Source organism: Sciscionella marina DSM 45152 (assembly GCF_000379465.1).
GTDB lineage: Bacteria > Actinomycetota > Actinomycetes > Mycobacteriales > Pseudonocardiaceae > Sciscionella > Sciscionella marina.
Genome location: NZ_KB905397.1, coordinates 48938 through 75896 on the forward strand (window position 1 = coordinate 48938; position 26959 = coordinate 75896).

General features: G+C 68.0%; 28 protein-coding genes and 1 pseudogene. 12 read left to right on the top strand and 17 right to left on the bottom strand.

Annotated elements, in window-relative coordinates:
- Window positions 1-489: 489 nt before the first annotated feature.
- The gene (locus A37U_RS0122895) at window positions 490-1089 is read right to left on the bottom strand and encodes a TetR/AcrR family transcriptional regulator (RefSeq protein WP_020499010.1); all 600 of its coding nucleotides are present in this window, start codon (window positions 1087-1089) and stop codon (window positions 490-492) included.
- A 94-nt stretch (window positions 1090-1183) separates the two neighbouring features.
- Between A37U_RS0122895 and A37U_RS0122900 the strand changes: the two genes are divergently transcribed.
- Both A37U_RS0122900 and A37U_RS0122905 read left to right on the top strand, forming a co-directional pair.
- Window positions 1184-1936, top strand: a complete 753-nt coding sequence (locus A37U_RS0122900) for an SDR family NAD(P)-dependent oxidoreductase (RefSeq protein ID WP_020499011.1) — start codon at window positions 1184-1186, stop codon at window positions 1934-1936.
- Between the two features lie 109 nt (window positions 1937-2045).
- A complete protein-coding gene (locus tag A37U_RS0122905) occupies window positions 2046-2795 on the top strand; it encodes an SDR family oxidoreductase (protein WP_020499012.1) in 750 nt (249 codons plus the stop codon).
- 415 nt (window positions 2796-3210) lie between these two features.
- Here the strand turns inward: A37U_RS0122905 and A37U_RS44765 are convergent, their stop codons facing one another.
- Window positions 3211-3666, bottom strand: coding sequence for a LysR substrate-binding domain-containing protein (locus A37U_RS44765; RefSeq protein ID WP_020499013.1), 456 nt, complete (start codon window positions 3664-3666; stop codon window positions 3211-3213).
- Window positions 3667-3693: 27 nt separating this feature from the next.
- On the opposite strand from A37U_RS44765, the gene A37U_RS53020 reads away from it, so the two are divergent.
- The 3 genes from A37U_RS53020 to A37U_RS54695 are packed head-to-tail and all read left to right on the top strand — an operon-like array spanning window position 3694 to window position 4435.
- Complete coding sequence (locus A37U_RS53020; RefSeq protein WP_020499014.1) at window positions 3694-3861, top strand: hypothetical protein; 168 nt, start codon at window positions 3694-3696, stop codon at window positions 3859-3861.
- A complete protein-coding gene (locus A37U_RS54690; protein WP_338055038.1) occupies window positions 3858-4223 on the top strand; it encodes an SDR family NAD(P)-dependent oxidoreductase in 366 nt (121 codons plus the stop codon). Before A37U_RS53020 ends, A37U_RS54690 begins: the two co-directional genes overlap by 4 nt.
- A complete protein-coding gene (locus tag A37U_RS54695; protein WP_338055040.1) occupies window positions 4166-4435 on the top strand; it encodes a Rossmann-fold NAD(P)-binding domain-containing protein in 270 nt (89 codons plus the stop codon). The genes A37U_RS54690 and A37U_RS54695 overlap by 58 nt, the downstream gene beginning before the upstream one ends.
- 119 nt (window positions 4436-4554) lie before the next feature.
- On the opposite strand, the gene A37U_RS44775 is transcribed toward A37U_RS54695, so the two are convergent.
- The 4 genes and pseudogenes from A37U_RS44775 to A37U_RS44780 form a co-directional block, all read right to left on the bottom strand.
- Entirely contained in the window at window positions 4555-5019 is a 465-nt protein-coding gene (locus A37U_RS44775; RefSeq protein ID WP_040588546.1) for a L,D-transpeptidase, read from the bottom strand.
- Window positions 5020-5127: 108 nt separating this feature from the next.
- Window positions 5128-6333 (bottom strand): amidohydrolase, encoded by a 1206-nt coding sequence (locus A37U_RS0122930; RefSeq protein ID WP_020499016.1) that lies wholly within the window; start codon window positions 6331-6333, stop codon window positions 5128-5130.
- Entirely contained in the window at window positions 6330-7232 is a 903-nt protein-coding gene (locus tag A37U_RS0122935; RefSeq protein ID WP_020499017.1) for an aldose 1-epimerase family protein, read from the bottom strand. Before A37U_RS0122935 ends, A37U_RS0122930 begins: the two co-directional genes overlap by 4 nt.
- Window positions 7225-8557: pseudogene (locus A37U_RS44780) on the bottom strand (APC family permease). The gene A37U_RS0122935 and the pseudogene A37U_RS44780 overlap by 8 nt, the downstream one beginning before the upstream one ends.
- Window positions 8558-8689: 132 nt before the next feature.
- Between A37U_RS44780 and A37U_RS0122955 the strand changes: the two are divergent.
- From A37U_RS0122955 to A37U_RS0122970, 3 genes are all read left to right on the top strand, one after another.
- On the top strand, window positions 8690-9853 hold the full coding sequence (locus A37U_RS0122955) for an EfeM/EfeO family lipoprotein (RefSeq protein ID WP_020499021.1): 1164 nt from the start codon (window positions 8690-8692) through the stop codon (window positions 9851-9853).
- A 73-nt stretch (window positions 9854-9926) separates the two neighbouring features.
- Entirely contained in the window at window positions 9927-11111 is a 1185-nt protein-coding gene (locus tag A37U_RS0122965) for a Dyp-type peroxidase (protein WP_020499022.1), read from the top strand.
- Window positions 11112-11133: 22 nt separating this feature from the next.
- Window positions 11134-12726 (top strand): phospholipase C, encoded by a 1593-nt coding sequence (locus A37U_RS0122970; protein ID WP_020499023.1) that lies wholly within the window; start codon window positions 11134-11136, stop codon window positions 12724-12726.
- A gap of 78 nt (window positions 12727-12804) precedes the next feature.
- Here the strand turns inward: A37U_RS0122970 and A37U_RS44785 are convergent, their stop codons facing one another.
- From A37U_RS44785 to pdxH, 3 genes are all read right to left on the bottom strand, one after another.
- Window positions 12805-14190, bottom strand: a complete 1386-nt coding sequence (locus tag A37U_RS44785) for a S53 family peptidase (protein WP_020499024.1) — start codon at window positions 14188-14190, stop codon at window positions 12805-12807.
- A gap of 115 nt (window positions 14191-14305) precedes the next feature.
- Window positions 14306-15574, bottom strand: a complete 1269-nt coding sequence (locus A37U_RS0122980; RefSeq protein WP_020499025.1) for an MFS transporter — start codon at window positions 15572-15574, stop codon at window positions 14306-14308.
- Window positions 15575-15627: 53 nt separating this feature from the next.
- Complete coding sequence (pdxH, locus tag A37U_RS0122985) at window positions 15628-16287, bottom strand: pyridoxamine 5'-phosphate oxidase (protein ID WP_020499026.1); 660 nt, start codon at window positions 16285-16287, stop codon at window positions 15628-15630.
- A gap of 252 nt (window positions 16288-16539) precedes the next feature.
- Here pdxH and A37U_RS0122990 point away from each other — a divergent pair, with 252 nt between their 5' ends.
- Window positions 16540-17907 carry a serine hydrolase domain-containing protein gene (locus tag A37U_RS0122990; RefSeq protein WP_020499027.1) on the top strand — a complete coding sequence of 456 codons (1368 nt, stop codon included), beginning with the start codon at window positions 16540-16542 and terminating at the stop codon, window positions 17905-17907.
- A 6-nt stretch (window positions 17908-17913) separates the two neighbouring features.
- Here A37U_RS0122990 and A37U_RS44790 read toward each other — a convergent pair whose 3' ends face one another.
- Entirely contained in the window at window positions 17914-18444 is a 531-nt protein-coding gene (locus A37U_RS44790; protein ID WP_020499028.1) for a Clp protease N-terminal domain-containing protein, read from the bottom strand.
- A 13-nt stretch (window positions 18445-18457) separates the two neighbouring features.
- A complete protein-coding gene (locus A37U_RS0123000; protein WP_020499029.1) occupies window positions 18458-18670 on the bottom strand; it encodes a hypothetical protein in 213 nt (70 codons plus the stop codon).
- A gap of 96 nt (window positions 18671-18766) precedes the next feature.
- Here A37U_RS0123000 and serC point away from each other — a divergent pair, with 96 nt between their 5' ends.
- Together serC and sepH are read left to right on the top strand one after the other, a co-directional pair.
- Window positions 18767-19876, top strand: coding sequence for a phosphoserine transaminase (gene serC, locus A37U_RS0123005; protein WP_020499030.1), 1110 nt, complete (start codon window positions 18767-18769; stop codon window positions 19874-19876).
- 130 nt (window positions 19877-20006) lie between these two features.
- Entirely contained in the window at window positions 20007-20936 is a 930-nt protein-coding gene (sepH, locus tag A37U_RS0123010) for a septation protein SepH (RefSeq protein WP_020499031.1), read from the top strand.
- Here the strand turns inward: sepH and tsaE are convergent.
- The 5 genes from tsaE to A37U_RS0123035 are packed head-to-tail and all read right to left on the bottom strand — an operon-like array spanning window position 20910 to window position 25597.
- On the bottom strand, window positions 20910-21368 hold the full coding sequence (gene tsaE / locus A37U_RS0123015) for a tRNA (adenosine(37)-N6)-threonylcarbamoyltransferase complex ATPase subunit type 1 TsaE (protein WP_020499032.1): 459 nt from the start codon (window positions 21366-21368) through the stop codon (window positions 20910-20912). The genes sepH and tsaE overlap by 27 nt on opposite strands.
- A complete protein-coding gene (locus A37U_RS0123020) occupies window positions 21365-22432 on the bottom strand; it encodes an alpha/beta fold hydrolase (RefSeq protein WP_020499033.1) in 1068 nt (355 codons plus the stop codon). Before A37U_RS0123020 ends, tsaE begins: the two co-directional genes overlap by 4 nt.
- On the bottom strand, window positions 22429-23514 hold the full coding sequence (alr, locus tag A37U_RS0123025) for an alanine racemase (protein ID WP_020499034.1): 1086 nt from the start codon (window positions 23512-23514) through the stop codon (window positions 22429-22431). The genes A37U_RS0123020 and alr overlap by 4 nt, the downstream gene beginning before the upstream one ends.
- Entirely contained in the window at window positions 23507-24943 is a 1437-nt protein-coding gene (locus A37U_RS0123030) for a bifunctional ADP-dependent NAD(P)H-hydrate dehydratase/NAD(P)H-hydrate epimerase (protein WP_020499035.1), read from the bottom strand. Before A37U_RS0123030 ends, alr begins: the two co-directional genes overlap by 8 nt.
- 57 nt (window positions 24944-25000) lie before the next feature.
- Complete coding sequence (locus A37U_RS0123035) at window positions 25001-25597, bottom strand: TetR/AcrR family transcriptional regulator (protein WP_020499036.1); 597 nt, start codon at window positions 25595-25597, stop codon at window positions 25001-25003.
- Window positions 25598-25681: 84 nt separating this feature from the next.
- Between A37U_RS0123035 and A37U_RS0123040 the strand changes: the two genes are divergently transcribed.
- The gene (locus A37U_RS0123040; protein ID WP_020499037.1) at window positions 25682-26431 is read left to right on the top strand and encodes an SDR family NAD(P)-dependent oxidoreductase; all 750 of its coding nucleotides are present in this window, start codon (window positions 25682-25684) and stop codon (window positions 26429-26431) included.
- A 17-nt stretch (window positions 26432-26448) separates the two neighbouring features.
- Here A37U_RS0123040 and A37U_RS0123045 read toward each other — a convergent pair whose 3' ends face one another.
- On the bottom strand, window positions 26449-26877 hold the full coding sequence (locus A37U_RS0123045; protein ID WP_020499038.1) for a carboxymuconolactone decarboxylase family protein: 429 nt from the start codon (window positions 26875-26877) through the stop codon (window positions 26449-26451).
- Between the last annotated feature and the right edge of the window lie 82 nt (window positions 26878-26959).

Genomic DNA, 26959 nt, shown 5'->3' on the forward strand with positions numbered 1-26959 from the left:
CGCCTCACAACGCTACGAACGGCGTGACCTGCAGTGGGAACGCTACGAGAAAGAGATCGTCGGCCCGCAGGGGCTCCGCGGGCTGACGACGACGCGCCGCCCGCCCGGCCCGCAGGCACCGAGGACGCGGCGATGTCGGCGATTTTGATATCGAGAGGGAGCGTGGCCGTCCTCGAGTCACTGTGTCACTGTGTCCTCGAGTCACTGCGCGCTGTGCGTGACCAGGACGTACGCCATCGAGCATGAAAACGGGTTTCCCACAGCTATGATCTGCGGAAACCCGATCCCAGTCGGGCTGGCAGGATTTGAACCCACGCCTGCTTGGACCCCCTACAAGCCGACCCGACTCGGGCGGCGGGAAGCTCACGAGCGAGCCTGAGTCGGCACCTCCGGTCGACTACGGTCAGTGATCACCCAGGCTGTCCAACCGGTAACCTCATACAAGTCGGGAAGCTCACGCCCTGCGATTTTCGGCTGGTCCGCGACCGATCACGCCCGCAGGCCGTCGATCGCGGCGTCGATCGCGGCCAGGGCCGCCTTCTTGTCGAGACCTGCTCTCGAGACAAGCGAGAGACCCTGGACGACGTACAGCAGTAGCTGGGCCTGATCCTCGGGGCGGGCGCTGTCGGTGACCTCCCCAGCGGCCTGTGCACGATGCAGTGCGTCCGCGACGATGTCGGTGAACCCGCGATAGGAGCGGGCGACGATTTCCGTGGCTTCGCTGTCGTGCGGTACGAGTTCGGCGGTCGTGTTACCGACGAGGCAGCCGTTCGGCGTCCCCATCTCGGAGATCAGTTCGTCCGTGCGCGCCGGGTGGGTCAGGATCTCGCGAAGCACCGGGAGAAGTGGAGCGGTGTCGAGCGCGGCGGTCAGGCGCCGTTCGTACACCTGCCAATAGAGCCTGACCGCCTCGAGGTAGAAACGGCGTTTGTCGCCGAACGTTCCGTAGAGGCTGCCCCGCTCGACGGCCAATGCGTCGACCAGGTCCTGGATCGACGTAGCCCCGTATCCCCGGGACCAGAACAGTTCAAGCGCGCGTTCCAGGGTCTTGCCCTTGTCGAACTCGCGGGGGCGTCCGGTTCGTGTCACGTGTCGAACTCTACGACTTCTTGACAGCTCGTTCAAGAAGTCGTAGTTTCCCTCATGCTACTTCTTGAACGGACACACAGAATTTGGTGAAGTCATGAAATTGGTGGGTAAGACAGCACTCATCACCGGATCCGGCGCGGTAGGCGGACTCGGGCACACGACAGCTCGGATCCTGGCCGAACAGGGAGCCGACGTGATCGTCACCGGCACCGATCCAGAGCGCGGAGCCCAGGTCGTAGAAGACCTCAACACGGTCGGTGGTGAGTCCACCGTCGGGACCGCGCGCTTCCTCGCAGCCGATCTGGCCGACACCACGGCCGTGCGTAAGCTGGCCGAAGACACCGGAACAGTGGACATCCTGATCAACAATGCGGGCATCGTGACATTCAGCCCGACCACCGAGCAGGACCTCACGAACTACGACTCCGCCTTCACGGTCAATGTGCGTGCGGTGTTCCTGCTTACCGCGCTGCTCGCGCCGAAGATGGCCGCCAATGGCGGCGGCAGCATCGTCAACATCAGCTCCACCGCCGCCGCCCTCGGTATGCCGGGCATGGCCGTTTACGGCGCCACCAAGGCGGCGCTCGAATCACTGACCCGCGCCTGGGCGGCAGAGTTCGCCCCGGTGAACGTTCGCGTCAACGCCGTCGCTCCGGGCCCGATGCGCACCTCGAAGGTGGTCGCCTCGATGGGCCCGGACATGGGCGGCATGGGCCTGACAACCGCGCTCAAACGCACCTCCGACCCGACCGAAGTGGCGCACGTGATCGCCTTTCTCGCCAGCGAACAATCCAGTTACGTGACTGGGGCGACCGTGGCGGCCGACGGTGGCCGAACCGCGATCTGAGTCGAACCCGGCTGCCCGCCGGAGGAGTGCGCCGTACCGACCGGAACAGCCCGTCAGCGCTTTCGAACCGCGTGCCTCGTCGGCGCCAGATCAGAAGATAAGGAATCCCATGAACCGTCTTGAGGGAAAACACGCACTCATCACCGGAGGAACGAGCGGAATCGGCCTCGAAACGGCCCGTGAGTTCCTCGCCGAGGGGGCCTCTGTGGCGATCACCGGCCGCTCGCGGGAAAAACTGGATGAGGCCGCCCGGCAATTGGAGGGTCCGCTGCTGACCATCACCAGCGACGCCGGCGACGTACCCGGCCAAGCCGCGCTCGCAGCGAGTCTGCACGCGGAATGGCCCAAGCTCGACATCCTGATGAGCAACGCCGCCGACGTCACCCATATCCCGATTGAAGAATGGACCGAGGACGCCTTCGACAGACTCGTCGCCACCAACCTCAAAGCACCATTCTTCTTGATCAGAGATCTGCTGCCGCTCTTCTCACCACAGTCCTCGATCATCCTCGTCGGTTCGGTCTCCGCCTTCATCGGACACGAGAACGCGGCGGTCTACGGCGCGGCCAAGGCGGGCCTGCTGTCCTACAGCCGTGGGCTGACCTATGAGTTGAAGGACCGGGGAATCCGTGTCAACGGATTGAGCCCGGGGCCGACCGTGACCAACGCGCTCGCACCGCTTGGCCCCGAACGCCAAGCCGCCATCTACGAGGAACTCCGCCGGACCGGCCCCCTCCACCGCCTGGGAACCGCCACCGAACTGGCAAAGGCAGCCGTCTACCTCGCCTCGGACGAATCCGCCTACACCGCAGGAACCGTGCTGCGCGTCGATGGTGGCATCGGAGAACTCGCCTACTAGTCTCCCGAGGGAGACTGTGCGCAGCTTCTCTGGGACTGTCCGGGTAACGGTTCTGGCGCACTTTTCATGATGCGGCGGGTCGTCCGGCTCCGGATCATCGTTACCCCACGAGTCTTCGCAACAACCCCTGTCGAGTTCGGCCGTGCACACAGTCCGAACTTCACGAAAAGGGGTGCCAGAGCCGCTGGCATGACCCGCCCGTTGGAGGTATTTGCGGATGTCTGTACGCGACTTCGTCGGCGCGTCGTGAGGTCGTGGCCGTTGAGCCGCCGATTACGACGATCCGCGAGCCCTGGCGGGCGAATAGTTTCGGTAGTCTCCTGTTGCTGATGGCGACACCGTTGGCAAGGCCGAGATACTACAATACGTTTGAATGGCCAGCTTTCAAGTGAACACAGCGGCTGAGAGAGAACGATCAAGCGGCTTCGCTTTCCCGCAGTGTCGCAGTGGCGATGTCGAGGAAATCGCGCAGCAGCTTGTCTCGCCGTTCCACGTGGACGGCGAGACAGGTTTCCACGGCCGGGGCATCGGTGACGGGCAGGCTGACCAGATCCGTGCGGGAATAGGATTCCGCGAGACTGCGCGGAATCAGCGCCATGCCCTGGCCGGCGGCGATCCGCTCGAACTTCTCCTCGAGCGTCGCCGTCCGCCGCCGGGGCGCGTCGAGCTGCGGTTCACCGTCGAGATCCGTGGTGACCAAGGCTCGGCGGTGCGCCAGCGGATGGGTCACCGGCATGCACGCCACACGCTGTTCGTGCCCGATCGGCATGGTGCACAGATCCGAATCGTCGAAGGGCCGCCGTAGATAGCCGACCTGGGCCCGGCAATCGCGCAAGGGTTTGTCCTGTTCCCACCAGAGCGTGGGAATCACATCGGTTTCCAGGAATTCCGCGCGGGCATGACCGATCGGAACCTGAGCGAGGCGGCAATAAATGGCTATGTCGACATGATGCGGGCGAAGAACGAGGGACTGGACGACGGCGTGCCGCGCACCACCGATACGGCGAGCCCGACGAGCTTCCGCACCTGGCTCGAACGGGTGCTCGAGCCTGTGGTGCGGGCATGAACAGCGCGCGCATCATCGGCGCGTCCCGCACCCTCGGGCTGGGCCTGGCCACCGAGTTCGGCCGCCGCGGCTGGGCCGTGACCGGAACCGTGCACGGGAAACAGCGAACCGGGCTGCACGAACTCGCCGAGACATCCCACGGCCGGGTCAGCGTCGAAACGCTGGACATGACCGAACCGGAACAGATCTCCGCATTGCGTGCGCGGCTGACCGGGCGCACCTTCGATCTGCTGTTCGTCAACGCCGCGATCACCCGGGGCGATTCCCGATCGGCGAGGTCCCGGCCGAGATGTTCACCGAGGTCATGCTCACCAACGCGCTCAGCCCCATGCGAGTCGTGGAATCGCTGCGCTCCCTGGTGACACCGCAAGGGACCATCGGCATCATGTCCGCGCGCCAGGGCAGCATCGGCTTCAACACCCGCGGCGGGCAGGACGTCTACCGGGCGAGCAAATCCGCGCTGAACCAGCTGATGCGCTGCTACGCCGCCCGGTACGCGGACAGTGCGCACAGCCTGCTGCTCGACCTGCCCAGGCCATATGCGCACCGAACTCGGCGGACCGGGCGCCACTGAGCATCGAGCAGTCCGTTCCCGGTGTGGTGGACATGATCGAACGCCACCGCGGCGAACCGGGGCTGCGATTTCTCGGCTACCAGGACGAACCGGTGCCCTGGTAGCCGCGGGAAAGTGCGTCAGCGCGCGTGGCCGCGGATCTCCACCCGGTCACCGACATGCAGATAGTCGAAGAACACCTCGGCGCTGTGCCGGGTCAGGTGCACGCAACCGTTCGATTTCTTCCACACATTGCCCTCGTGGAATGCCCGGCCGCGGTGATCGAAGAATACCGAGAAGTTCATCGGCGCACCGTGGAACTGGCTGGAACGATGATCGATGTCTTTCCAGGTGACCCGGTAATTCCCCGGCAGCGTGCTGTTGTTCTTCCCGCTCGCGGCCAGCGCTCTGCCGTACCAGGCCCGGCCGTCCTTGATCAGCCACGCCTTCTGCGTGGTCAGATCCAGGCACGCCTTCGCCGCCGCGGTACACGGTGTCCCCGGCACCGTGGCCGGTGCGGCGCCGGCCATCGCGGGCACCGCGACCAGCACTCCGGACAGCGCCAAGACCCCGGAAACCATCCCAATTAGGCGTTTAGCGGACATTTCGACCACTCCTAGCCGTTGGTTGTCCCCTCCACCATCGGTGTTCGGGGCATGTCGCGCCACCCACCAGAAGGGTTAAGTTCGTGCGGCACGTCCCAACGGCACCGGCTAATCCGGGTGGAAGGGGCTGACCGTCACACCCTTTCCGGTGTGCTCGTCGAAGGAGTACACCCGCTTTCCGCGGACGAAAACGGTGTGCGCGCGGCTCATGACATCGAGCGGATCCCCGGACCACAGCACGATATCGGCGTCCAGCCCGGGTTTGAGCGCGCCGACCCGGTCGTCGAGGCCGAGTATGCGCGCGGGTTCGAGGGTGATGGCGCGCAGGGCGGTCTCCCGGTCGAGCCCTTCCTTGACGGCGAAAGTGGCCTGGTGCACCAGGAAATCGATGGGGACAACGGGGTGATCGGTGGTGATGGCGATCCGCACCCCGGCCTTGGCGAGCAGCCCGGGGTTGCGCAGTCCCCGCCTGCGAACCTCCACTTTGGACCGGTTCACGATGAGCGGCCCGATGATGACGGGAATGTCCTTGTCCGCAAGCAGATCCACGATGCGGTGCCCCTCGGTGCCGTGGTTGACCACGAGCCGGTAGCCGAATTCCTCGGCGAGCCGGATGGCAGTGGCGATGTCGTCGGCCCGGTGGGTGTGCTGGCACCACGGGATTTCCCGGTTGAGCACGGAAAGCAGCGCTTCGTTGCCGAGGTCGTGCTGGAACGGTTCGCTTTCACGGGCGGCCGCTGCTTTGCGTTCCCCGTAGTCGCGCGCGGCCAGCAGTGCCTTGCGGATCACCGCGGCCACCCCGAGCCGGGTGGAGGGAAGCTTTTTCTGTTCCCCGTAAATGCGTTTGGGGTTCTCGCCGAGCGCGCTCTTGATGCTGACCGGCTGGCGGACGAGCATCTCGTCCACGGTCGCGCCCCAGCATTTGAGCGCGGCGGTCTGGCCGCCGATGGGATTCCCGGAACCGGGTTTGATGACGGCGGTGGTGACCCCACCGGCGAGCGCATCCCGGAATCCCTCGTCGTCGGGGTTCACCGCGTCCAAAGCCCGCAGCGCGGCGCCGTTGGGGTCGGTCATCTCGTTGACATCGTCACCCGCCCAACCGTCGCCCTCCTCCCACACGCCGATGTGCCCGTGCGCCTCGACGAATCCGGGAAGCACCCAGAATCCTTGTGCGTCGACGATTTCCGCATCCTCCGGCACGGTCAGATCGGCGCCGAGCGCGGTGATCACCCCGCCCTCGACGAGCACGGTCGCGCCCTCGATCGGCTCCCCGTCGACGGGAACCACGTATCCCCCGGTGATCGCGATTCTCATAGCGGCCGAATCCCCCATTCTCCGCGCCATTCCGCGCCGGGTGCGAGCCAGATCAGATCGTCCCCGGAATTGAGCGCATCGGGTGGACAGGTCATGGGTTCGATCGCGACCGCGCCCGGCCTGCCGTCGAACTCCGGCGGAGTGAACGCCTGCACCCACGGGAATTCCGGACCTGCCCACAGTTCCACGCCATCACCGTCCGGATGCACGAGCCGGTAGTGCGCGCGCCCGTCGGTACCGAACTCGATCCCGGTGAACGAGGCGTCCAGCGGCCGGTTCGCGCGGATCTCGCCCGCGGTGGCGCCCCCGATCGCGGGCACGTTCTCCGGTATCCCGGAGGGGATCATCGTTTCCCGGTTGAGCGGAAGCCAGCGGGACACCGGCATTTCCAGCACGCATTCATCGTTGTCCCGGTTTCCCGCGCGCACATAGGGATGCGTGCCGAGACCGAACGGCACGCGCGCGTTCCCGGCGTTGCGCACCAGATGGCTCACCCCGAGCCCGTCCCCGGTGAGCCGGTAGCTGACCTCGGTGCGCAGTGCGACCGGCCAGCCCTCGCCCTCGGGAATGTCCACGCCGAGCGTGATCGCGCCCGTCTCCCGGTCGAGCACCTGCCAGACGCGCTTGCGCGCGAGGCCGTGGATGGCGTTGCCGCGCTCCTGCTCGGTCACCGCGAGCTGCTTCGGTGTTCCCTCGTAGGTCCAGCTCGCCTTCGCGGTCCGGTTCGGCCACGGCACCAGGATGTTCCCGCAGGCCAGTGGTGGCTCGGCGTCCTCGGCGAAGGTCTCGGTGTACGGCGCGCCACCCGATTCGTAATACCGCAGCGTCGCGCCGCGTTCGGTGATGATGGCCCGCGCGCCCGCCGCGCTGATCTCGTACTGCTCACCCGTCTTACCCATGTGGTGACGCTACCCTGCCCACGAACAACCGGTTCACGAACCAGAGCAGTACGCCGATCGCGAGCAGAATGCCGCCGATCACGTAGTCCTGGCTGTCCCGACCGGAAAACGGGCTCGCCAGGAAGGCACAGGTGATCGCGCCGAGCACCGGGATGACGGTCGGCACCCGGAAATGTTCGTGCTCGGCCTTCTCCCTGCGCAGCACCAGAACCGCGATGTTGACCACGGTGAACACGAGCAACAGAAGCAGCGAGGTGGTGCTGCCCAGCGCCTCGAGATCCGTGGTGGACACGAGCACCACGGCGATCAGGCTGGTGAAGATGATCGCGACCCACGGGGTGCGCCGCGCCGGGTGCACCGTGCCGAACAGGTTCGCCGATGATCCGCTCGTTCGACATCCCGTACAGCAACCGGCTCGCCATCAGCATGTTGATCAGTGCCGAGTTCGACACCGCGAACAGCGCGATCACACTGAACAGCCACGGCGGGAACCCCGGAACGCCCGCGCGCACCACATCCAGCAGCGGGGCACTCGAGGATTCCAGCTGTTCGGTCGGCACCACATAGGCCGAGACCAGGGCGACCAGGAAGTAGATCACCCCGACGATGCCGAGCCCGAGCAGCAGCGCACGCGGGAAGATCCGGGCCGGTTCATGGCATTCCTCGGCCATGTTGACCGAGTCCTCGAACCCGACCATGGCGAAGAACGCGAGCGCGGTGGCCGCCGTGATCGAGAAGAAGGTGCCCTGGGTCGGGTCGAACTGGGTCAACCGCGCGGGCTCGCCGCGCCCTTCCGAGGCGGCGATGATCCCGACCACGATCACGATCGCGAGCCCGGACAGTTCGACACAGGTGAGCACCACGTTCGCCTTCACCGATTCGCCGACCCCACGGAAGTTGATCAACGCGAGCAGGGCGACGAACAGGATCGCGACCACGATGGTCGGTGCGTTGACGAAGCTGGAGAGGTACTTCCCGCCGAAGGCCGTCGCCGCGGAGGAGGCCGAGGTGATCCCCGAACACATCACCGCGAACGCCACCATGAAGGTGAAGAACGGGATGCGGAACGCGCGGTTGGTGTAGAGCGCGGCACCCGCGGCCTTCGGATACTTCCCGACCAGTTCCAGATAACTGAACGCGGTCAGGAAGGCGACGGCGAACGCGATCAGGAACGGCACCCACACCGCCCCGCCCACCTCGCCGGCGACTTTCCCGGTGAGCGCGTAGATCCCGGTGCCGAGCACATCGCCGATCACGAAGAACAGCAGCAGCTTCGGGCCGATGGCCCGCTTCAGGCCCGGCTGTTCCACTGTGACCCCAGTCATAGTTCGTATTGTGCACGGCGGGCCACCGAATGCGATACCCCTTCGCGGCGGGGTCACGGACCGAAGCCGATGGTTGACAGGGACTTAACATGTTCTGCGGAACGAGTTGGCGCCGAACCGGAGCGTGATGCCGTGTTTTCCAGGACAGGCCTGCTCGCCGGCATCACCGTGGTGATCTCGGCGGCGCTGCTGTTCGGCTCCCTGGTGTTCGCGCGCCAACAGCGACCGGCCGCACACGAGGAGTTCATCGAGGTCTCCCGTGGCGGCTGCGGACACGGCCCGCTGCCCCACGAGCCGGGACCGCAGACGGTGACCGTGCGCAATACCGGGGCCGTGACGGCGACCGTGCAACTGGTCGACCCGTCCAGCGGTGCCGTGTACGGGGAGGTCGAGGCGCTCGGTTCGGGCACCAGCAGGCCGATGCGGGTGAACCTGGGCAACGGGAGCTACGCGTTCCGCTGCGCACCGGACGAGACGCGGGTGAGCGACGGCCCGAGCTTCCGGATCACCGGTGCGCACGGGCCCGGTTCGGTCGCGGTCGCCCCGGTGACCAAGAACGATCTGCTCCGCCCACTGCGAGACTACAAGGACTACCTCACCCACGGCCTCGATGTGCTGCTCGCCGATACCCAGGCGCTCGCGGGCACGAGCGATCGGGCCGCCACCGAGCGGGCCTGGCTCACCGCGCACCAGGACTACGCGCGGCTCGGCGGGGCCTATGACGCGTTCGGCGACCTCGGTGATGCGATCGACGGGCGCGCCGACGGGCACCAGGACGGGGTCACCGACCCGGAGTTCACCGGTTTTCATCGGGTGGAATACGCGCTCTGGCACGGAAAACCGATGACCGAGGTGGCGTCCTGGACCGCCCGGCTGCTCGCGGATGTGCGCTCGCTGCGCGGAGAACTGGCCCGCATGCAGGTCGACCCGAAGGACTTCGCGCTGCGCGCGCACGAGATCTCGGAGGACGCCATTCAATTCGAACTGACCGGGGCGGCCGATTACGGCAGCGGCACCAGCCTCGCCACGGTTTCGGCGAACCTGGATGGAACCAGTGCGGTGCTGGACACCCTGCGCGGGGTGCTGCGCGATCGTTACCCCGGAATGTCCGATGTGGACACCTGGCTCGGCAAGGCGCGCTCGGCGGTGCTCGCCGGGCGGCGCGCGGACGGCGACTGGATCCCACTGGACGCGCTGCCTGCCCTCCAGCGCGAGCGGATCAACGCGACACTGAGCGAACTCGCCGAACGACTCGCCCCGGTCGCGGCGATCTGCGCGCCGAGGAGGATCCCGTGAGCGAGCTTGACAGCGAACCGATGACACAGCGCGCCGCGGGAGCGGCGGAGCTGAGCGCCAGCGAGGTGAAGCCGTGAGCGAGGGGCTCGGGCGGCGTTCGTTCCTGCGTGGCGCGCTCCTCGGTGCGGGTGCGGCGGGCGCGACCGGCGCGGTCACCGCGAGCACGGCCGACGGCGCGGACGGTCCCGAGTACTTTTCCTTCCACGGCCCGCACCAGCCGGGCGTGCTGCGCCCGAACGCCGCGCAGGCACTGGTGGTGAGCTTCGACGTGATCACCGAGGACCTGCGCGGGCTGTTACGCACGATCACCGAACGGGCCCGGTTCCTGTGCACCGGCGGCACCCCGGAACCGATCGGCATCGAGGACGCCCCGCGTGATTCCGGAGTGCTCGGCCCGGAAGTGCCCGCCGACGGGCTCACGGTGACCCTCGCGGTCGGTTCCTCGCTGTTCGACGGGCGGTTCGGGCTCGCCGCGCGCAAACCGCCGGGACTGATGCCGATGCGCACCTTTCCCAATGACTCGCTCGATCCCGCGCAGTGCCATGGGGATCTGTGCCTGACCTTCGCCGCGGAGCACCGGGACACCGTGCTGCACGCGTTGCGTGATATCGCCAAACACACCCGGGGCGCGATGCAGGCGCGGTGGAAGATGGACGGGTTCACCTCGCCGAGCCGTCCGCACGGGACACCACGCAATCTCCTGGGTTTCCGGGACGGCACCTCGAATCCGGACGCGGGCGACCGGTCCGAGATGGACAGTCTCGTGTGGACACCGGGCGGCGGGACCTTCCAGGTGGTGCGGCTGATCCGGATGCTGGTGGAATTCTGGGACCGCATCGATATCAGCGAGCAGGAGAACATCTTCGGCAGGCGGCGGGACAGCGGCGCACCACTGGACGGGCAGCACGAATTCGACGTGCCGCGATTCGCCGAGGATCCGGTCGGCACCGCGATCCCGATCACCGCACACATCCGGCTCGCCAATCCACGCCGGGCCGACACCGAGCCACAGCGCATCCTGCGCCGCGCCTACAACTACGACCGGGGTATCGACAAGGCGGGCAATCTGGACATGGGCTTGCTTTTCACTTGCTACCAGCGCGATATTCGTAACCAGTTCGAAGCGGTACAAACCAGACTGATCGATGAACCCCTCGTGGACTACATTCAACCGTTCGGTGGCGGTTACTTCTTTGTCCTTCCGGGGATCACCGATCAGCGCGATCATCTCGGCAGTGCCTTGTTCGAGGACCGATGAGGGTCGAACACGAGGAGGAACGGTGAACCGGAGAAAACGAACGGCGGCCCTGATTTCCGTCGCGGCTGCGGGGTGCCTGCTCGCCACCGCGTGTTCGGGCACCGGCGGGGAGGTGAACGTGGCCAAAGCCTCGAACGACACCGCGACACCGATCAAACACCTCGTCGTGCTCTTCGACGAGAACATCTCCTTCGACCACTATTTCGGCACCTATCCGAACGCCACCAATGCCGACGGCACCCCGTTCCGCCCGAAGCCGGGAACCCCGAAGATCAACGGGCTCACCCCGGAACTGCTGAACCACAATCCGAACGCCTATCAGCCGAAACGGCTCGGTCCGGACAAGGCGGCCACCTGCGACCAGTCGCACGACTACGACAAGGAGCAGAAGGCCTTCAACGGCGGAAAGATGGACAAGTTCGTCGAGCACACCGAATCCGACACCTGCACGGGGCAGCCCGCGCTGTTCGGTGAGCCCGGACTCGTCATGGACTATTTCGACGGCAACACCGTCACCGCGATGTGGAATTACGCGCAGCATTACGCGCTCAACGACAATTCCTTCAACTCCGTTTTCGGTCCGTCCACCCCGGGCGCGATCGATCTCGCCTCCGGGCAGACCCACGGCGTGTACGCGGTCGACCCGAAGACCGGGGACAAGGTGAACCCGCCCGATGACGCCACCGTCGCCTCCCCGGACAAGGACGGCGTGGGCACCCTTGTCGAGGACCCCGATCCCGCATGGGACGACTGCTCGAACAAGAACCGCACCAGCGATGACCAGCTCGCCGCGTTCCAGGGCAAGAACATCGGTGACCGGCTCAACGAGCGCGGGGTCAGCTGGGGCTGGTTCCAGGGTGGTTTCCGCCCGACCGGTGAACACGACGGGCACCAGGTCTGCGCGGCGAAACACAAGAACATCGCCGGACAGGAGCAGCTCGATTACGTGCCGCACCACGATCCGTTCAACTACTACAAGCCGACCTCGAATCCGAAGCATCTGCCACCGGAATCGCCTGCCGAGATCGGCAAGGACGGGCAGGCCAACCACAATTACGACCTCACCGATTTCGACACGGCGCTCGAGAACGAGCTGCCCGCGGTGAGCTTCCTCAAGGCCCCGCAGTACCAGAACGGGCACGCGGGGAACTCCGACCCGATCGACGAACAGCATTTTCTCGCCGAGCAGATCAACAAGATCCAGCACTCCAAGGACTGGAAGTCCACCGCCGTGGTGATCGCCTACGACGACTCCGACGGGTGGTACGACCACGCGCCTTCACCGATCGTCAACGGGTCCTCGGACGCGAAGCTCGATTCCCCGATGTGCAAGGCGAAAAAGCAGGGCCTCGGCGGATTCGCCGACCGCTGCGGCTACGGCCCCCGGTTGCCGTTCCTGGTGGTCTCGCCGTACGCCAAGCAGAACTTCGTCGACCACACGCAGACCGACCAGACCTCGATCATCAAGTTCGTGGAACGCAACTGGAACGTCGCCCCGGTCGGCGGCGGTTCCTACGATGCGCGCGCGGGGAGCATGGGGAACATGTTCGACTTCAAGGCGAAGCCGAACACCCGGCCACTGCTGCTCGACCCGGAAACCGGGGCGGTGCGTTGACCCCCTGCGGACACCACAGGGTGCTCACTTCGCCGGGTCCTCTCCCGAGGGCCCGGCGAAGTGCTTTCCCGCTCGCCCTCAGAACGCGCCGAGACCGTTCGGGATACCGGCGCCGGTGGGGCCGTCCCATCCGGCGGCTCCGGTGCAGAGTTCGGCGCCATACTGCCGGCACGCCGATGCACCCTGTTCGGCGTTGCTCCCGCCGGTGACATCGGTGATCGCACTTTTCGGCGCGGTGTACATGGTGTTCGGCCCGTGGACCCCGTCGATGTGGCCGCCGCGGGCGTAGAGCCCCGCGATGAACGGGGAAGCGGCACTGGTTCCGCCCGCCACGAGCCAACCGGGTTTGCTTCCGTCCGGCACGAAGGTGTCGTACACGGCGACACCGGTCGTCGGATCGGCGACCGCCGACACATCCGAAGCCGCGCGATGCCCGGAACAGTGTGTGGACACCGATGCCGGTTGCCCGACCGCCGGATCGGTGGCGTTGTTGCAGCCGCTGCCCGCTCCGACCCATTTCCCCTTGAACATTCCGCCCCATGCCTGCTGGGTGTAGGTCTTGCCACCATCGCCGGTTTTCAGCGTGGTACCGCCCACCGAGGTGACCCAGGGCAGTTCCTGCGGCCAGCGCTGATCGGTCCCGGTATAGCCGCCGTCCCCGGACGCCGCGAGCACGGCCATTCCGGTGTGATTCAACGCCTTCGCCGGTGCACCGCCGTTCATCTCACCGGCTCCGAGGATTCCGTTCGGCAGTCCGTAGCTCATGCTGACCGCGCCGGCGCCGTGGGAAGCGGCATAGTTCACCGCGGTGCCGAAGTCATTCGCGAGCGGGACCGAAAAGCCGTTGAGGATCGCCCCGAGTAGTTTCAGGATGTCGGTGGGTATCTGCACCATTCTGATCTTGCACCCGGGACAGGCCGCGGATGCCATGTCCAGGTCCAGCGCGGTCTCCGTGGCATAGGACCGCTCGATCGGCGCGTTGGCGTCATTCGACGCCAACGCGGGTCCACCGTGGTAATCGGTGACCGTCAGGCAGCCATTCGCGGTCGTGCACTCGGGCAATCCGTACTGCTGCCGATAGTGGGCGAGGTCGGATTCCAGGGAGGGATAGGCCCCGACCCCGACGATGGCCACCGTATTCGCGCTGCCGCCCGATGGCAGGTGATAGGCCTTGGCCAGTTCGCCGGGCCCGTAACCGGCCGGAGCCGCGGTGGAAAGCGGCGATGCGGAATCGCGCGCGGACGTGACGAGCTTCGCCCCGCAACCCAGATTCAGCAATCTGCCGCGATAGCGCACCGTGCAGGCATCGGTGATTCCGTGATCGAGCCCCAGAGTGCCGGCGCGCACCGCGTGGGCGAGCGCGGAAACCGGCACCGGGACCGGTGCGGCGACGGCCGTGCCTGCCAGGGTCGCCGCGATCGAGCCGAGAACCAACGTGACGAGTGAGAAGCTGCTGCGCTTCATCGGAACCTCCGCTCCACGCTGAGCAAGGACAGCGTCCATGGAACGCGCGCGGGGACACCGCGGACACCGTCGAAAGTCGGTGGCGACGCTTGGGTTACCCCATCGGGGCCAGCGCTCAGCGGTTCTCGCCGACCGCCCGATAGCGCAGGAAAGCGGGCAACAGCAACGCGGCGAGGCTCATGCACACCACGACGAGCACTCCGCCACCCGCGGTGGCGGCGGCCGTTCCCACCACGGCAGCCGCCCCACCGTGCACCGCGTCGGCGAGGCTCGGGCCACCGGTGACCACGATGACGAACAGGCCCTGCATGCGCCCGCGCATCTCATCGGTGGCGGCCGACTGCAGGATGGCGGAGCGGAAGATCATGGTCATGGTGTCCGCGATGCCGCCGAGTACGAGCATGCTCACGGCGAGCGGAAGCGAACCGGAGAGACCGAAGCCGATCATCGCGATCCCCCAGGCGAGTACGCCGAAGGTGACCGCGACCCCGTGCCGGTGCACCCGGGAAATCCATCCGGATGTGAGCCCGGCCAGTACCGAACCGGCAGGGATCGCCGCGTACAGCAGGCCGAGCGCGACCCCGCCGCCCGGATCGCCGAAGGTCTCGCTCGCCATTTGCGGGAACAACGCCCGCGGCATCCCGGCGATCATCGCGATCAGGTCGGCGAGCATCGCGGCGAGCAACACCTTGTGCCGCAGGAAATAGCGACAGCCGTCGAGCACATCGCGCAGTCCTGCGGTGCGTACCTGCCCGGAAAGCGGTGGCAGCGAGGGCATCTTCCACACCGCCCACAGGGTGGCCAGCAGCGCCAGCGCGTCGATCAGGTACAGCATCGAAAGGCCGATCACCGGGATGAGCGCGCTGGCGATCATCGGGCCGAGCAAGGCGCCGAAGGTCATCATCGTCATGTTCAGCGCGGCCGCCTGCGGCAGCAGGTGTTCGGGGACCACGCGGGCGATCGAGGCGTTCCGCGCGGGACCGTTCACCCCGAACAGGCCCTGCTGCAGTGCGTGCAGCAGGAAAAGCAGCCAGAGCGAGCCGAACCCGGCGAAGGCCTGCACCCACAGCAGCACCGAGGTGATCGCGATGCCGACGTTCGTGCCGATCAGCAGTTTGCGCCGGTCCACCGTGTCCGCGATCGCCCCGCCCCACAGGGCGAAGACCACGAGCGGGATGAGCGCGAAAACGCTGGCCAGGCCGACGTAGGCGCTGGACCCGGTCATCGCGAACACCTGGATCGGCACCGCGACCCTGGTCAGCTGGGTGCCGATGGAGGTGACCGTGCTGGCCAGGAACAGGCGCCGGTACGCGACGGTACGCAGTGGCCGGGTATCGATCGCGAGCGAGCCGATACGTGCGCGAAACCCGGTCCCAGAAGCCACGTAGGAGCAGCCTAGAAACCCCGCGCAACCGAATTACGCGCGGCGCGCGCCGGTCAGGCTCCGAGGCGCTCGATCTGCCAGGTGTCGTCGTCCCGGCGGTACCGCAGCCGGTCGTGCAGCCGGTCCTTGCGGCCCTGCCAGAACTCCACGGCGCGCGGGCGGACCCGCCAGCCGCCCCAGTGCGGGGGAACCGGGATCTTCTCGGTGTCCGCGAACTGCCGCTCCACCTTGGCCAGTGCGAGGTCGAGCGCTTCCCGATCGGCGACCACCCTGGACTGCGGGGAGGCCCAGGCGCCGAGCTGCGAGCCGCGCGGCCTGCTGCGCCAGTACGTCTCGGTTTCCTCGGGCGAGACCTTCTCCACCGTCCCGCGCACATGCGCCTGGCGCTGCATCGCGAACCACGGGAAAGTCACCGAGGCGAGCCTGGTGTCCTGGAGCGCACGGCTCTTGGCCGAGGCGAAGTTCGTGTAGAACACGACCCCGCGCGCATCGATGCCCTTGCACAGCACCGTTCGCGAGGAAGGCGTGCCATCGGCATCGGCCGTGGCGAGCACCATCGCGTTCGCCTCGGGCAGCCCGGCACCGCTCGCCTCGTCCAGCCAGGCCTGCAGCTGTTCATGCCAGGTCGCGGCCAGTTCGGCCTCGAGCAGCTCACCCTGCTCATACGACACTCGCATCGCCGGGAGATCGATCGCGGCGTTCGTGTCGGTCATCGGCTCGCCCTCTCGGTAGAAACGACGTGTCCACAGACCGTACGGGCTACGCGCTGGTCACGAAAGCTACCGGCGCGTGATACGCCGCACCTGGAACGATGCACGACGCTGGAGTGATCCACGGGCCCTGCAGAACAGTCTTTGCAAAATTTCCTCTGCATAACTGGTTCTGCAGAGCTCTGTGATCGGTGAACGCCCGCGACTTCGTCCACCCGGCACCACCGGGTCACCCCGGCCATGAAGAATGACGGCATGCTCGAAGCGACGAAGGCCGCCCTCGACAAGCGGCTTGCCGATGAACAGCGCGCCGGACGCACGCCCTCGCTCGTCGGGGCGCTGGTGCGCGACGGTGAGCTGGTGTGGTGGGGCAGGCGCGGCACCCTCGACGGCCACGCGAACGGACCCCGCCCGGACGAGGACACCCAGTACCGGATCGGCTCGATCACCAAGACCTTCGTCGCGGTCCTCGTCCTCCGGCTGCGCGATGAGGGCAAGCTCGCGCTCGACGATCAGCTCGACAAGCACCTGCCGGGCACCCCGTTCGGTGACCGCACGATCGGTGCGCTGCTCGCGCATGCCGCCGGGCTCTCCTCGGAGGCACCGGGACCGTGGTGGGAGCGCGCCGAGGGCAAGCCGTGGCCGGAGTTCGCCACCGAACTCGACGCGGAATCCGTGCGCATCGACCCCTACCGGCGGTTCCACTACTCGAACCTCGGCTTCGGGGTGCTCGGCGAATTGGTCGCGCAGCTACGCGGGAAGTCCTGGTTCGAGGCCACGCAGGAGGAAATCCTCGACCCGCTCGGCATGCCCCGCACGACGACCGGCCCGGAAGGCAAGTACGCGCCCGGTTTCGCGGTGCACCCCTGGGCGGATGTGCTGCTACGCGAACCGAGCGAGGACGCGAAGGCCATGGCGCCCGCCGGCCAGCTGTGGAGCACGGTGACCGATCTGGCGCGCTGGACCCGGTTCTTCGCCGGGGACACCGCCGAGGTGCTGAGCAGGGACACGCTCGCGGAGATGTCCGAACCGCGGATGATCGGCGACGGCAACGCCTGGCTCGGCGGCTACGGCCTCGGCCTGCAGCTGTTCCGCAGGCAGGGCAGGCGGTTCACCGGGCACACCGGTTCGATGCCCGGCTTCCTCGCGACCTCGCTGGCCGCGAGCGGGGACGATATCGGCGCGCTCGTGATGGCGAACGTGACCCGGGGACCCGAGATCGACGCCGTGGTGACCGATCTCGTGGACATCCTGGAGACCCGCGAGCCACGGCTCGGCGCGGAATGGCACGCCTCGGCCACTGTGGACACCGGCCAGCTCGAACTGACCGGGCCCTGGTACTGGGGACCGATGCCGTACGCACTGCGGCTGCTACCCGACGGCTGGCTCGATCTTTCCCCGATGAACGGCGGTGGCCGAGCCTCCCGGTTCCAGCCGTACGGGGACGGGACCTGGATCGGCCTCGACGGTTACTTCACCAGGGAGATCCTGCGGGTCAACCGGGACGCCGCGGGGAACCCCAACCACCTGTGGCTCGGCACGTTCATCTTCACCCGCACGCCGTACGCCACAGATGCGCCGGTACCAGGCGGGGTGGACGAGAAAGGCTGGCATACCCCGTAGCCCCGGTCACGCCGCCCACTTGCCGAGCTCGGCCTTGGCGGCGGCACGCAGCGAGTCCGGGTCGAGACCGCACAACCGCTCCACGGCCTGCGGATCCGCGCGAACAATCCCCAGCAGTACGTGCAGATCCTCGATTCTCTTGTCGTCGTTGTGCACTGCCTCGCGCAGCGCGCACTCGAGCGATTTCTTGGCGGCCTTGGTGAACGAATTGTGCCCGCGCGACCACCGTTTCGGCGGTTTGTCGAGCGCGCCGGCGCCGAATTCCTCTTCCACCCTGCTACGCACCTCGTCGACATCGATGCCGAGCGCGGCAAGTGCCTCGGCATCGAGTTCGGCATCGCCACGCACCGCGCGCGCCCGCAGCAGCTCGGGCGTGACACCGGCATCGGCGAGCACCCCGGAAGCGGGAAGGCGGCGGTCCACGGTGAGTCCGAGCAGCAGGTGCGCGCTGTCGATCTCACCGCTGTGCATTTCCCGTGCCTGTTCCTGAGCGAGGACGACAGCCCTCCTCGCGGAATCGGTGAACCGTTCGAACATGGCCTACCTCTCGTTATCCGATACTGCGATGTTTCTTGTGCACGGCCTGCCGGGAGACCCCGAGCCCGGTCGCGATGTCCTGCCAGGACCAGCCGGCCGCTCGCGCATTGCGCACCTGCAGAGTCTCGAGCCGTTCGGCGAGGTCACTCAGGGCGCGGACGGCGCGGAGGCCGACCGAGGGATCCGGGCTCGCCGCCCGGTCTGCGATCGCGGTGTGTACTGCCATGTCGTCAACTTACATTGACATAATTCATTTCGTCAACCTTTATTGACAAGGCGGTGGGGGTTACCGGATCGGCGGTACTGCTGCAAGACTGAGCCCATGACCGAGTTGCAGATTCCAGCCGACCTCAAACCCGCCGACGGCCGTTTCGGCTGCGGCCCGTCCAAGGTTCGCCCCGAACAGCTCGCCGCGCTCGCCGCGGAGGGTGGCGATGTACTCGGCACCTCGCACCGACAGAAGCCGGTGAAACAACTCGTCGGCCGGGTGCGCGCGGGGCTGAAGGACCTGTTCTCCCTCCCCGAGGACTACGAGGTGGTGCTCGGGGTCGGCGGATCGACGGCCTTCTGGGACGCCGCGACCTTCGGCCTGATCCGGGAGCGTTCGGCGCACCTGAGCTACGGGGAGTTCTCCGCGAAGTTCGCCAAGGCCGCGGGCGGCGCCCCGTTCCTCGCCGACCCGGTCGTCGTCTCGGCCGAACCCGGCTCGGCACCGGTCCCCGCCGCGCAGGACGGCACGGATGTGCTGGCCTGGGCACACAACGAGACCTCGACCGGGGTGATGGTCCCGGTGATCCGCCCCGATGGCGCGGAGCTCGTGGTCATCGACGCGACCTCCGGCGCAGCCGGGCTTCCGGTTGCCGCGCAGGACTTCGACGTCTACTACTTCGCGCCGCAGAAGGGATTCGCCTCGGACGGCGGGCTGTGGCTCGGCCTGTTCTCCCCGGCCGCGATCGCGCGAGTAGAGGAGATCGCCGCGACCGACCGCTGGATTCCGGAGTTCCTCTCGCTTTCCACCGCGCTGGACAATTCCCGCAAGGACCAGACCTACAACACCCCCGCGATCGCGACCCTGCACCTGCTCGCCGGCCAGATCGACTGGATGCTCGCGAACGGCGGTTTGCCGTGGACGACCAAGCGCACCGCGGATTCCTCCGGCCGGCTCTACGAATGGGCACAGAAATCCGCTTTCGCGAACCCCTTCGTCACCGAGCAGGCCAACCGCTCGCAGGTCGTCGGCACCATCGACTTCGCCGATTCGGTGGACGCGGCCGAGGTCGCGAAGATCCTGCGGGCCAACGGGATCGTGGACACCGAGCCGTATCGCAAGCTCGGCCGCAACCAATTGCGCATCGGTATGTTCCCGGCGATCGAGCCCGCCGACGTGACCGCGCTGACCGAATGCATCGACTACGTCGTCGAGCGGTTGTAAAGCCCCGATGAAACTGCGGTAGTCATCGGCGCGCCTGCCACGTCAAGGCGGCGCGCCGATTTACCGTTGTCCCAGAGTGCTTCTGCATGTGGATGTGCTCTGGGACCGGTCATGTGTTGGGAGGTAGCGGATGCGATCGTTGCGGATCGTCGGGCTCGACGAGAGCGGAACGTTCGTCTTGTGCGAGGACTCCCATGGCGAGCGATTCAAAATCCCCGCCGACGCCCAGCTGCGTGCCGCGGCCCGCGGTGACGTGACCCGGCTCGGTCAGATCGAGATCGAGTTGGAGCACAATATGCGACCGCGCGAAATCCAGGCCCGGATCCGGGCCGGTGAGTCCGTCGAGCACGTGGCGCACGTCGCCTGCCTGCCGATGCAGCGGGTGGAGCGGTTCGCCTACCCGGTGCTGCTCGAGCGGTCCAGGACCACCGAACTCGCCCAGCAGGCGCACCCGGTCCGCGAGGACGGCCCGGATGTGCAGACGCTTTCCGAGGTCGCCGCCTGCGCTTTCGGGCACTGGGGCCAGGACTTCGACTCCGCGAGCTGGGATTCCTGGCGCGGGGACGACGGGCGCTGGGTGGTGCAGCTTTCCTGGAAGGCGGGCCGTTCGGAGAACCGTGCGCACTGGGCATTCTCGCCCGGCGCGCACGGCGGCACGGTGGTCCCGCTGGACGAGCGCGCCGAGCACGTGCTCGATCCGCAGTCCCGCCGTGGCCTGCGCACGGTCGGTTCCTCCCGGCCCGCGCGGGACACCGAGCCGGAATTCCTGGTCACGAACACCTCGGACGACACCGAGGGCTTCGAGGAAGCCGACACCCTGGTGCGCGGCGAGCTCGAACCGATCCCCGCCGGTGATCCGATCCTCTCCCCGCCGGTCGAACTGGTCGCCCCGGAACCCGAACCGGAGCCGGAACCCGAGCCCGCGGCACCGGAGCCCGAGCCGGAAACGGAGCCGGTGAAGCAGCAGGCCGCGGCGCCGAAGCCGAAGAACAAGGGCAAAGGCAAGCCCGCCGTTCCCGCCTGGGAGGACGTGCTACTCGGCGTCCGCTCCAACCGCTGAGAACCGGTCCGCGAGCGCGCCGTCCAGGCGCACAGTGCGGCTGTCGTCCTCCCTCCTGGTCAGCGTGACCAGCAGGTGATCATCGGCGAGCCGTTCGGCCAGCCCTTCGCCCCACTCCACGACCACGGCGGCGGAGTCCAGATCGGTGTCCAGGTCGAGGTCGTCCAGCTGCTCGAGATCACCGCCGAGCCGGTAGGCGTCCACGTGCACCAGCGGGACCCCGTTCTCCCCTTCCGGGTGCACCCTGGCGAGCACGAAGGTCGGCGAGCTCACCCGGCCGCGTACGCCCATTCCCTCGGCGATCCCGCGCGCGAGCACGGTCTTGCCCGCGCCGAGCGGACCGGAGAGCAACACCAGGTCACCGGCGCGCAGCCGGGCACCGAGCCCGCGCCCGAAGGCCAGCGTCGCGTCCACATCCGGCAGGGTGATCACGCCTTCTCCTTCTCGATTCGACCGTCCGCGCAGCGTTGCAGCAACCCGATCAGACAGGCGTTGACCAGATCCGGCTGTTCGAGCAGCACCATATGCCCCGCACCGGGCGCCCGCACCAGCTCCGCATCGGGCAGCTCGGCCGCGATGCGTTCGGCGTGCTCAAAGGGCAGCAACCGGTCCGCGTCCCCGGAGAGCACGAGCACCGAACTGTGTTTGAGCCCGGCGAGCGCCGCATAGCGGTTGTGCTGACCGAGCGTGTTCAGGAATTCGGTGAGCTCGGCGACCCCGGTCACGGCGAGCATATCGGTCATGAACCGCACGAGCGCGGGGCTGACCTCGCCCGGTCCGAAGGAAAGCCTGCGAGTGAGCCGCCTGGTGACCCCGTCGCCCGCGGTGCGCACCAGTTCCACGAACCCCGGCTGCCAGTCGGCGAGCCGCCCGACGCCTTTGGGCACCGGATTGCGCGGGGACAGCGCCGATCGCGGCAACCCGTGCGCGCCGACATCCCCGGCCGAGGTGGCCAGCAGTGCGACCCCGCGGACCCGTTCGGCGAACAATTCGGGGTGGATCCGGGCCAGTTCCATGATCGTCATGCCGCCCAAGGAATGCCCGACGAGCACGAGCGGCCCGTCCGGGGCAACCGCGCGGATCACCGCGTCCAGATCGCGCGCCAGCTGGGAGATCCGTGCCGAACCCGGGATCGCACGCGCGGAACGCCCATGGCTGCGATGGTCGTAGAGCACCTGGCGGACCCGCGGCCCGGTGAGCTTGGCCAGCTGCTTGCGCTGGAAATGCCAGCTCCTGCGGGACAGCGCGAAGCCGTGCACCAGCACCACGGTCAGCTCCGGACGGCCACCGCGCTCCGGGTCGACCTCCTCGACTGCGAGCGCCACCCCGTCGTCCGCGGCCACCGTGGAGCTCCGGCTCGGCACCAGCTCGCCGAGTGGTTCCCCGGCGTAGGGATCCTCGCCACCGCGGCGCGCCCGCACCAGCCCGGCGACCGCGGCCGAACTCGCCGCGACCCCGAGCAGCCCGCCGACCAGACCGGCGATCCGTCCGTTCATGCGCCCGTCCCGCGGTACCCGCGCTGCACCCGCGGCCGGTACATCCCGGTCACGATCTCGTAGTCGATCGTGCCGAGGGTGTCCGCCCATTCGGTGGCGGTCGGTTCCCCATCGGCGCCGGTGCCGAACAGGGTCACCTCGTCCCCGGGAGTCACCTCGTCGTCGCCGAAATCGGCCACGATCTGGTCCATACACACCCGGCCGCGCACCGGACGCCGTTTTCCGTTGCACCACACCGAGAACCGTCCGGAGAGGCTGCGCGGCACCCCGTCCGCGTAGCCGACCGGGATCAGCCCGAGCGTGGTGTCCCGGTCCGCGGTCCAGGTGTGTCCATAAGAGACAGACTCGCCCTCCGGCGCACGTTTCACCAGCACCACGCTCGAGCGGAAGGTCATCGCCGGGACCAGGTCCTCGGGCTGCGGGCAGGGGTTCAGCCCATAGGTCGCGATCCCCGGGCGCACGATGTCGTAGTGCAGCTCGGGCAGGGTCAGCGTGGCCGCCGAGTTCGCCAGGTGCCGCAGCGGATCGAGCCCGGCGTCGCGGGCGATCGCGTACGCCTCGTCGAACCGCTTCGCCTGCGCCGCAATCGAGGCGTGCCCCGGCTCGTCCGCGCAGGCCAGATGCGACCACATCGCCACGACCGGATGGCCGGACCTCGCGGCGGCGCGGGTCAGCTCCGGCCAGTCGACGGGCGGGCAGCCGTTGCGGTTGAGCCCGGTGTCGATCTTCAGGTGCACCGGAAGACCGGCGGGAAGGGCGGCGAGCTGTTCCGCACTGGCCACCGAGACCTCGATACCGCGCTCAGCCGCCTGTGCGAAATCGGTGCCGGGAACATCCAGCCAGCACAGCAGCGGCGCGGTGATTCCCTTGTCGCGCAGGGCAACCGCCTCATCGAGGGAGGCGACCCCGATCCGGCTCGCCCCCGCATCGAGCGCCGCGCGTGCCACCTGCTCCGCGCCGTGCCCGTAACCATCGGCCTTGACGACGGTCAGCACCTCGGCCCCCGCGGCCCGCTCGGCGAGCAACGCGACATTGTGCCGGATCGCGTCGAGGTCGACGAGGACCTGCGCGCGTTCACTCATGACGTTCCCTTCCCAGTATCGAGCGGATCGCGCCCGGGATTCCCGCGGCGAGCACCGAGGCCGAGATCGGTGCACCGTCCGCGGCCAGCTCGGCGGCGAGCGAATGCAGGTACGCACCTGCGGCGGCCGCGTGCGCCGGCGCGACCCCGGAGGCGAGCAGCGCACCGATGATCCCGGAGAGCACATCGCCCGAACCGGCCGTCGCCGGCCAGGCGCCGCGGGCCGGGTTCACCAGCACCGCGCCTTCCGGATCCGCGATCACCGTGGTGTGCCCCTTGAGCAGCACGGTAGCCGAGTACCGGGCGGCCGCCGCACGGGCCGCCGCGATCGAGTCCGGTCCCGGATCCCCGGCCAGCCTGGCGAACTCCCCGGCGTGCGGGGTGAGCACCAGCGGGGTGCCCGGATCGCGCGCGTCCAGCACCGTGGGGTCCGCGGCGATCATGGTCAGCGCGTCCGCATCGGCGAGCACCGGAACCCCGGCGGCAAGCACCTCGGTCAGCACCGACCGGGCACTGTCCCCGGTGCCCAGTCCCGGGCCGACCACCCAGGCCTGCACCCGGCCCGCATCGGTGACCGTTCCCGAACCGACCACCTCCGGCCAGCGCGCCCGCACCGCGTCCGCGCTCGAACCCGCGTACCGCACCATGCCCTGGCTCGTCCGCACCGCACCCGATGCGGACAGCACCGCGGCCCCCGGGTAGGCGGCCGAACCGGCGGCGATCCCGGTGACCCCCTGGCTGTACTTGTCGTCCTCCGCGCACGGCAGCGGCAGCAGCGCGGCCACATCCGCGGCCTCGAACAGCCGGAAATCCGGATCGGCGCACGGAATCCCGATGTCCACCACCTCGGTCCGTCCACTGTGGACAGCTCCGGCACCGAGCACGTGCGCGGGCTTGAGCGCCTGGAACGTCACCGTCGCCGCGGCACGCACCGCGGGCCCGTCCACCGCGCCGGTCTCCGGATCGACCCCGCTCGGCAGGTCCACCGCCACGATCGGCGCGCGCACCTCGGCGAGCAGTTCCGCGGCGGCAGGCCGCAGCGGGCCACGCGCGGAGAGCCCCACGATCCCGTCCACCACCAGGTCCGCAGCACACAGCGCAGCGGCGGCCGAGTCCGCGGTCACCGTGCGCCCACCCGAACGGCGCAGCGCGGCAAGGCCCACCCGGTGCGCCCGCTCCGGGGAGAGCAGCACCGCGGTCACCCCGGCCCCGCGCGTACGCAGGAAATGCCCTGCCCACAGCGCGTCACCGCCGTTGTTCCCGGAGCCGACGAGCAGCACCACGTGACGCCCGTACGCCTCGCCAAGCAGCGCCAGCACCCGCTGCGCGACCGCGAACGAGGCGCGGCGCATCAGGACCCCCTCCGGCGTCTGCTCGATCGCGCGCGCCTCGATCTCCCCGAACCGCCGCACCGTGTACCCGTCCCGCACCCAGCCGAGTTTGCCACACCCCCGAACAAGGCGGCATGACCAGGGCAAACAGTCGAGCTACGATCCCTGCGCGAGGGGAAGCGCGGCCAGCGAGGTCGTCGCGATCGCGGTCAGCTCGGCGCGGCTGACCCCGGCGGCCGCGAGCACTTCCATGCCGCGGGTGACGGCGACGAAGTAGGCCGCGAGGGAGTGCGCGTCGACCTCGGCCGCGAGCTCGCCGCTGTCCTGGGCGTCGATGATGCACTGCCGGTAGATGCCTTCGAGCCGGGTGAACCCCTCCAGCGCCGATGCGGCGACATCGGTGTCCCGGTGCCCCAGCTCGACGGTGGCCTTCGTGAACAGCGAGTCCTGCCGTTCGTTTTCGCTGAGCACGAGGGCGACCTTGAGCATCTGCGCCTTGATCCGCTCCAGCGGCGTGGAACCGGGACCGGCCAGCGCCTCGTCGACGGCCGTGATCGCCTCGGCGGTGCTGGCCAGCAGCGCCTTCATGAACAGCCCGCGCTTGCCCCCGAAGGCGTTGTACAGGCTCTGCTTCCCCAGCCCAGTCGCCTTCATCAGGTCGTCGATCGTGGTTCCGCCGTAGCCGTTGTGCACGAAGGTTTCCCCGGCCGAGGCCACGACCTCGGCCTCGACGAACTTCCGCGGTCTCGGCATGCACCCATTCTACTTTTATTGACTATGTAGTCCATAATTGTATTGTGGACTACATAGTCAATAACTACGAGAGCAGGAGCTCACATGACACCGACGACCGCCAGGACTGCCCTGGTGACCGGGGGAACGTCCGGGATCGGACGCGCGATCGCAACCGAACTGGCCGGGGAGGGCGTGCACGCCTTCGTGACCGGAAGGCGCCAGGACCGGCTCGACGCGCTCGCCGGGGAACTGGGCGAGCCGGTCACCACGATCCGCGCGGACATCTCGAACCTCGAGGACCTCGATCGGGTCTACGACGCGATCCGGGAACACGGCGCGGGCCTCGACATCCTCGTGGCGAACGCGGGTGGCGGTGCCTTCGGGACGCTGGCGGAACTCGAGCCGGAGGATTTCGACCGCACCTTCGGAACCAACGTCCGCGGTACCGTCTTCACGGTGCGGAAAGCCTTGCCGCTGCTCAATTCCGACGCCTCGGTCGTGCTCATCGGATCGACCTCGGCCGCGCGGGCCACCGCCGCGTTCGGGGTCTACTCGGCGAGCAAAGCCGCGATCCGCCAGTTCGGCCGGGTCTGGGCGATCGAGCTCGCCGAGCGGGGAATCCGGGTCAACACCGTGACCCCGGGACCGACCGAAACCCCCGGGCTCGCCGGATTGGCGGCCGATCCGGACCAGGCACGCGCCCTGTTGGACGACGAGGCCCGCCGGGTCCCGCTCGGGCGGCTCGGGCAACCGGCCGAGATCGCCGAGGCGGTGCTGTTCCTGGCCTCATCACGGGCAAAGTTCATCACCGGCACCGAGCTGTTCGCCGACGGCGGGGAATCCCAGGCCTGACCCGCGGCGGAGAAGGATCAGCTCTCGGGCGTCGCGTCCCGCTCGGTGAAGACCTCGCGGGCGACGAAGGTCGCGTTCAGGGCCCGGGGGAAGCCGCAGTACACGGTGGCGTGCAGCAGCGCTTCGGTGATTTCCTCGCGGCTGATGCCGACGTTCAGCGCGGCGCCGATATGCACCTTGAGCTGCGGTTCGCATCCCCCGAGAGCGGTCAGAATCCCGAGAGTGACCAGCTGACGGCTACGCGGATCGAGTCCGGGCCGGTCGTAAATATCCCCGAACGAGAACGCGGCCACGTGGTGCCCGAGCGCGGGGTTGACGTCGGCGAGCGAGTCGACGACAGCCTCACCCTGATNCCCGTCGATCCTGGACAGCACCGATTGCCCGTGACGGCGGCGGGCGAGGTTGTCCGGACTGTCGATNTCGTACTGCGCGGCAGTGCTGGTCATGGCTGGTGTACCTCCTGATAGACAGCGATCTTGTACTCGGTAGCGGCAAGGGCGAGCTGCAGTCCGGCGATCCGGGACCGCA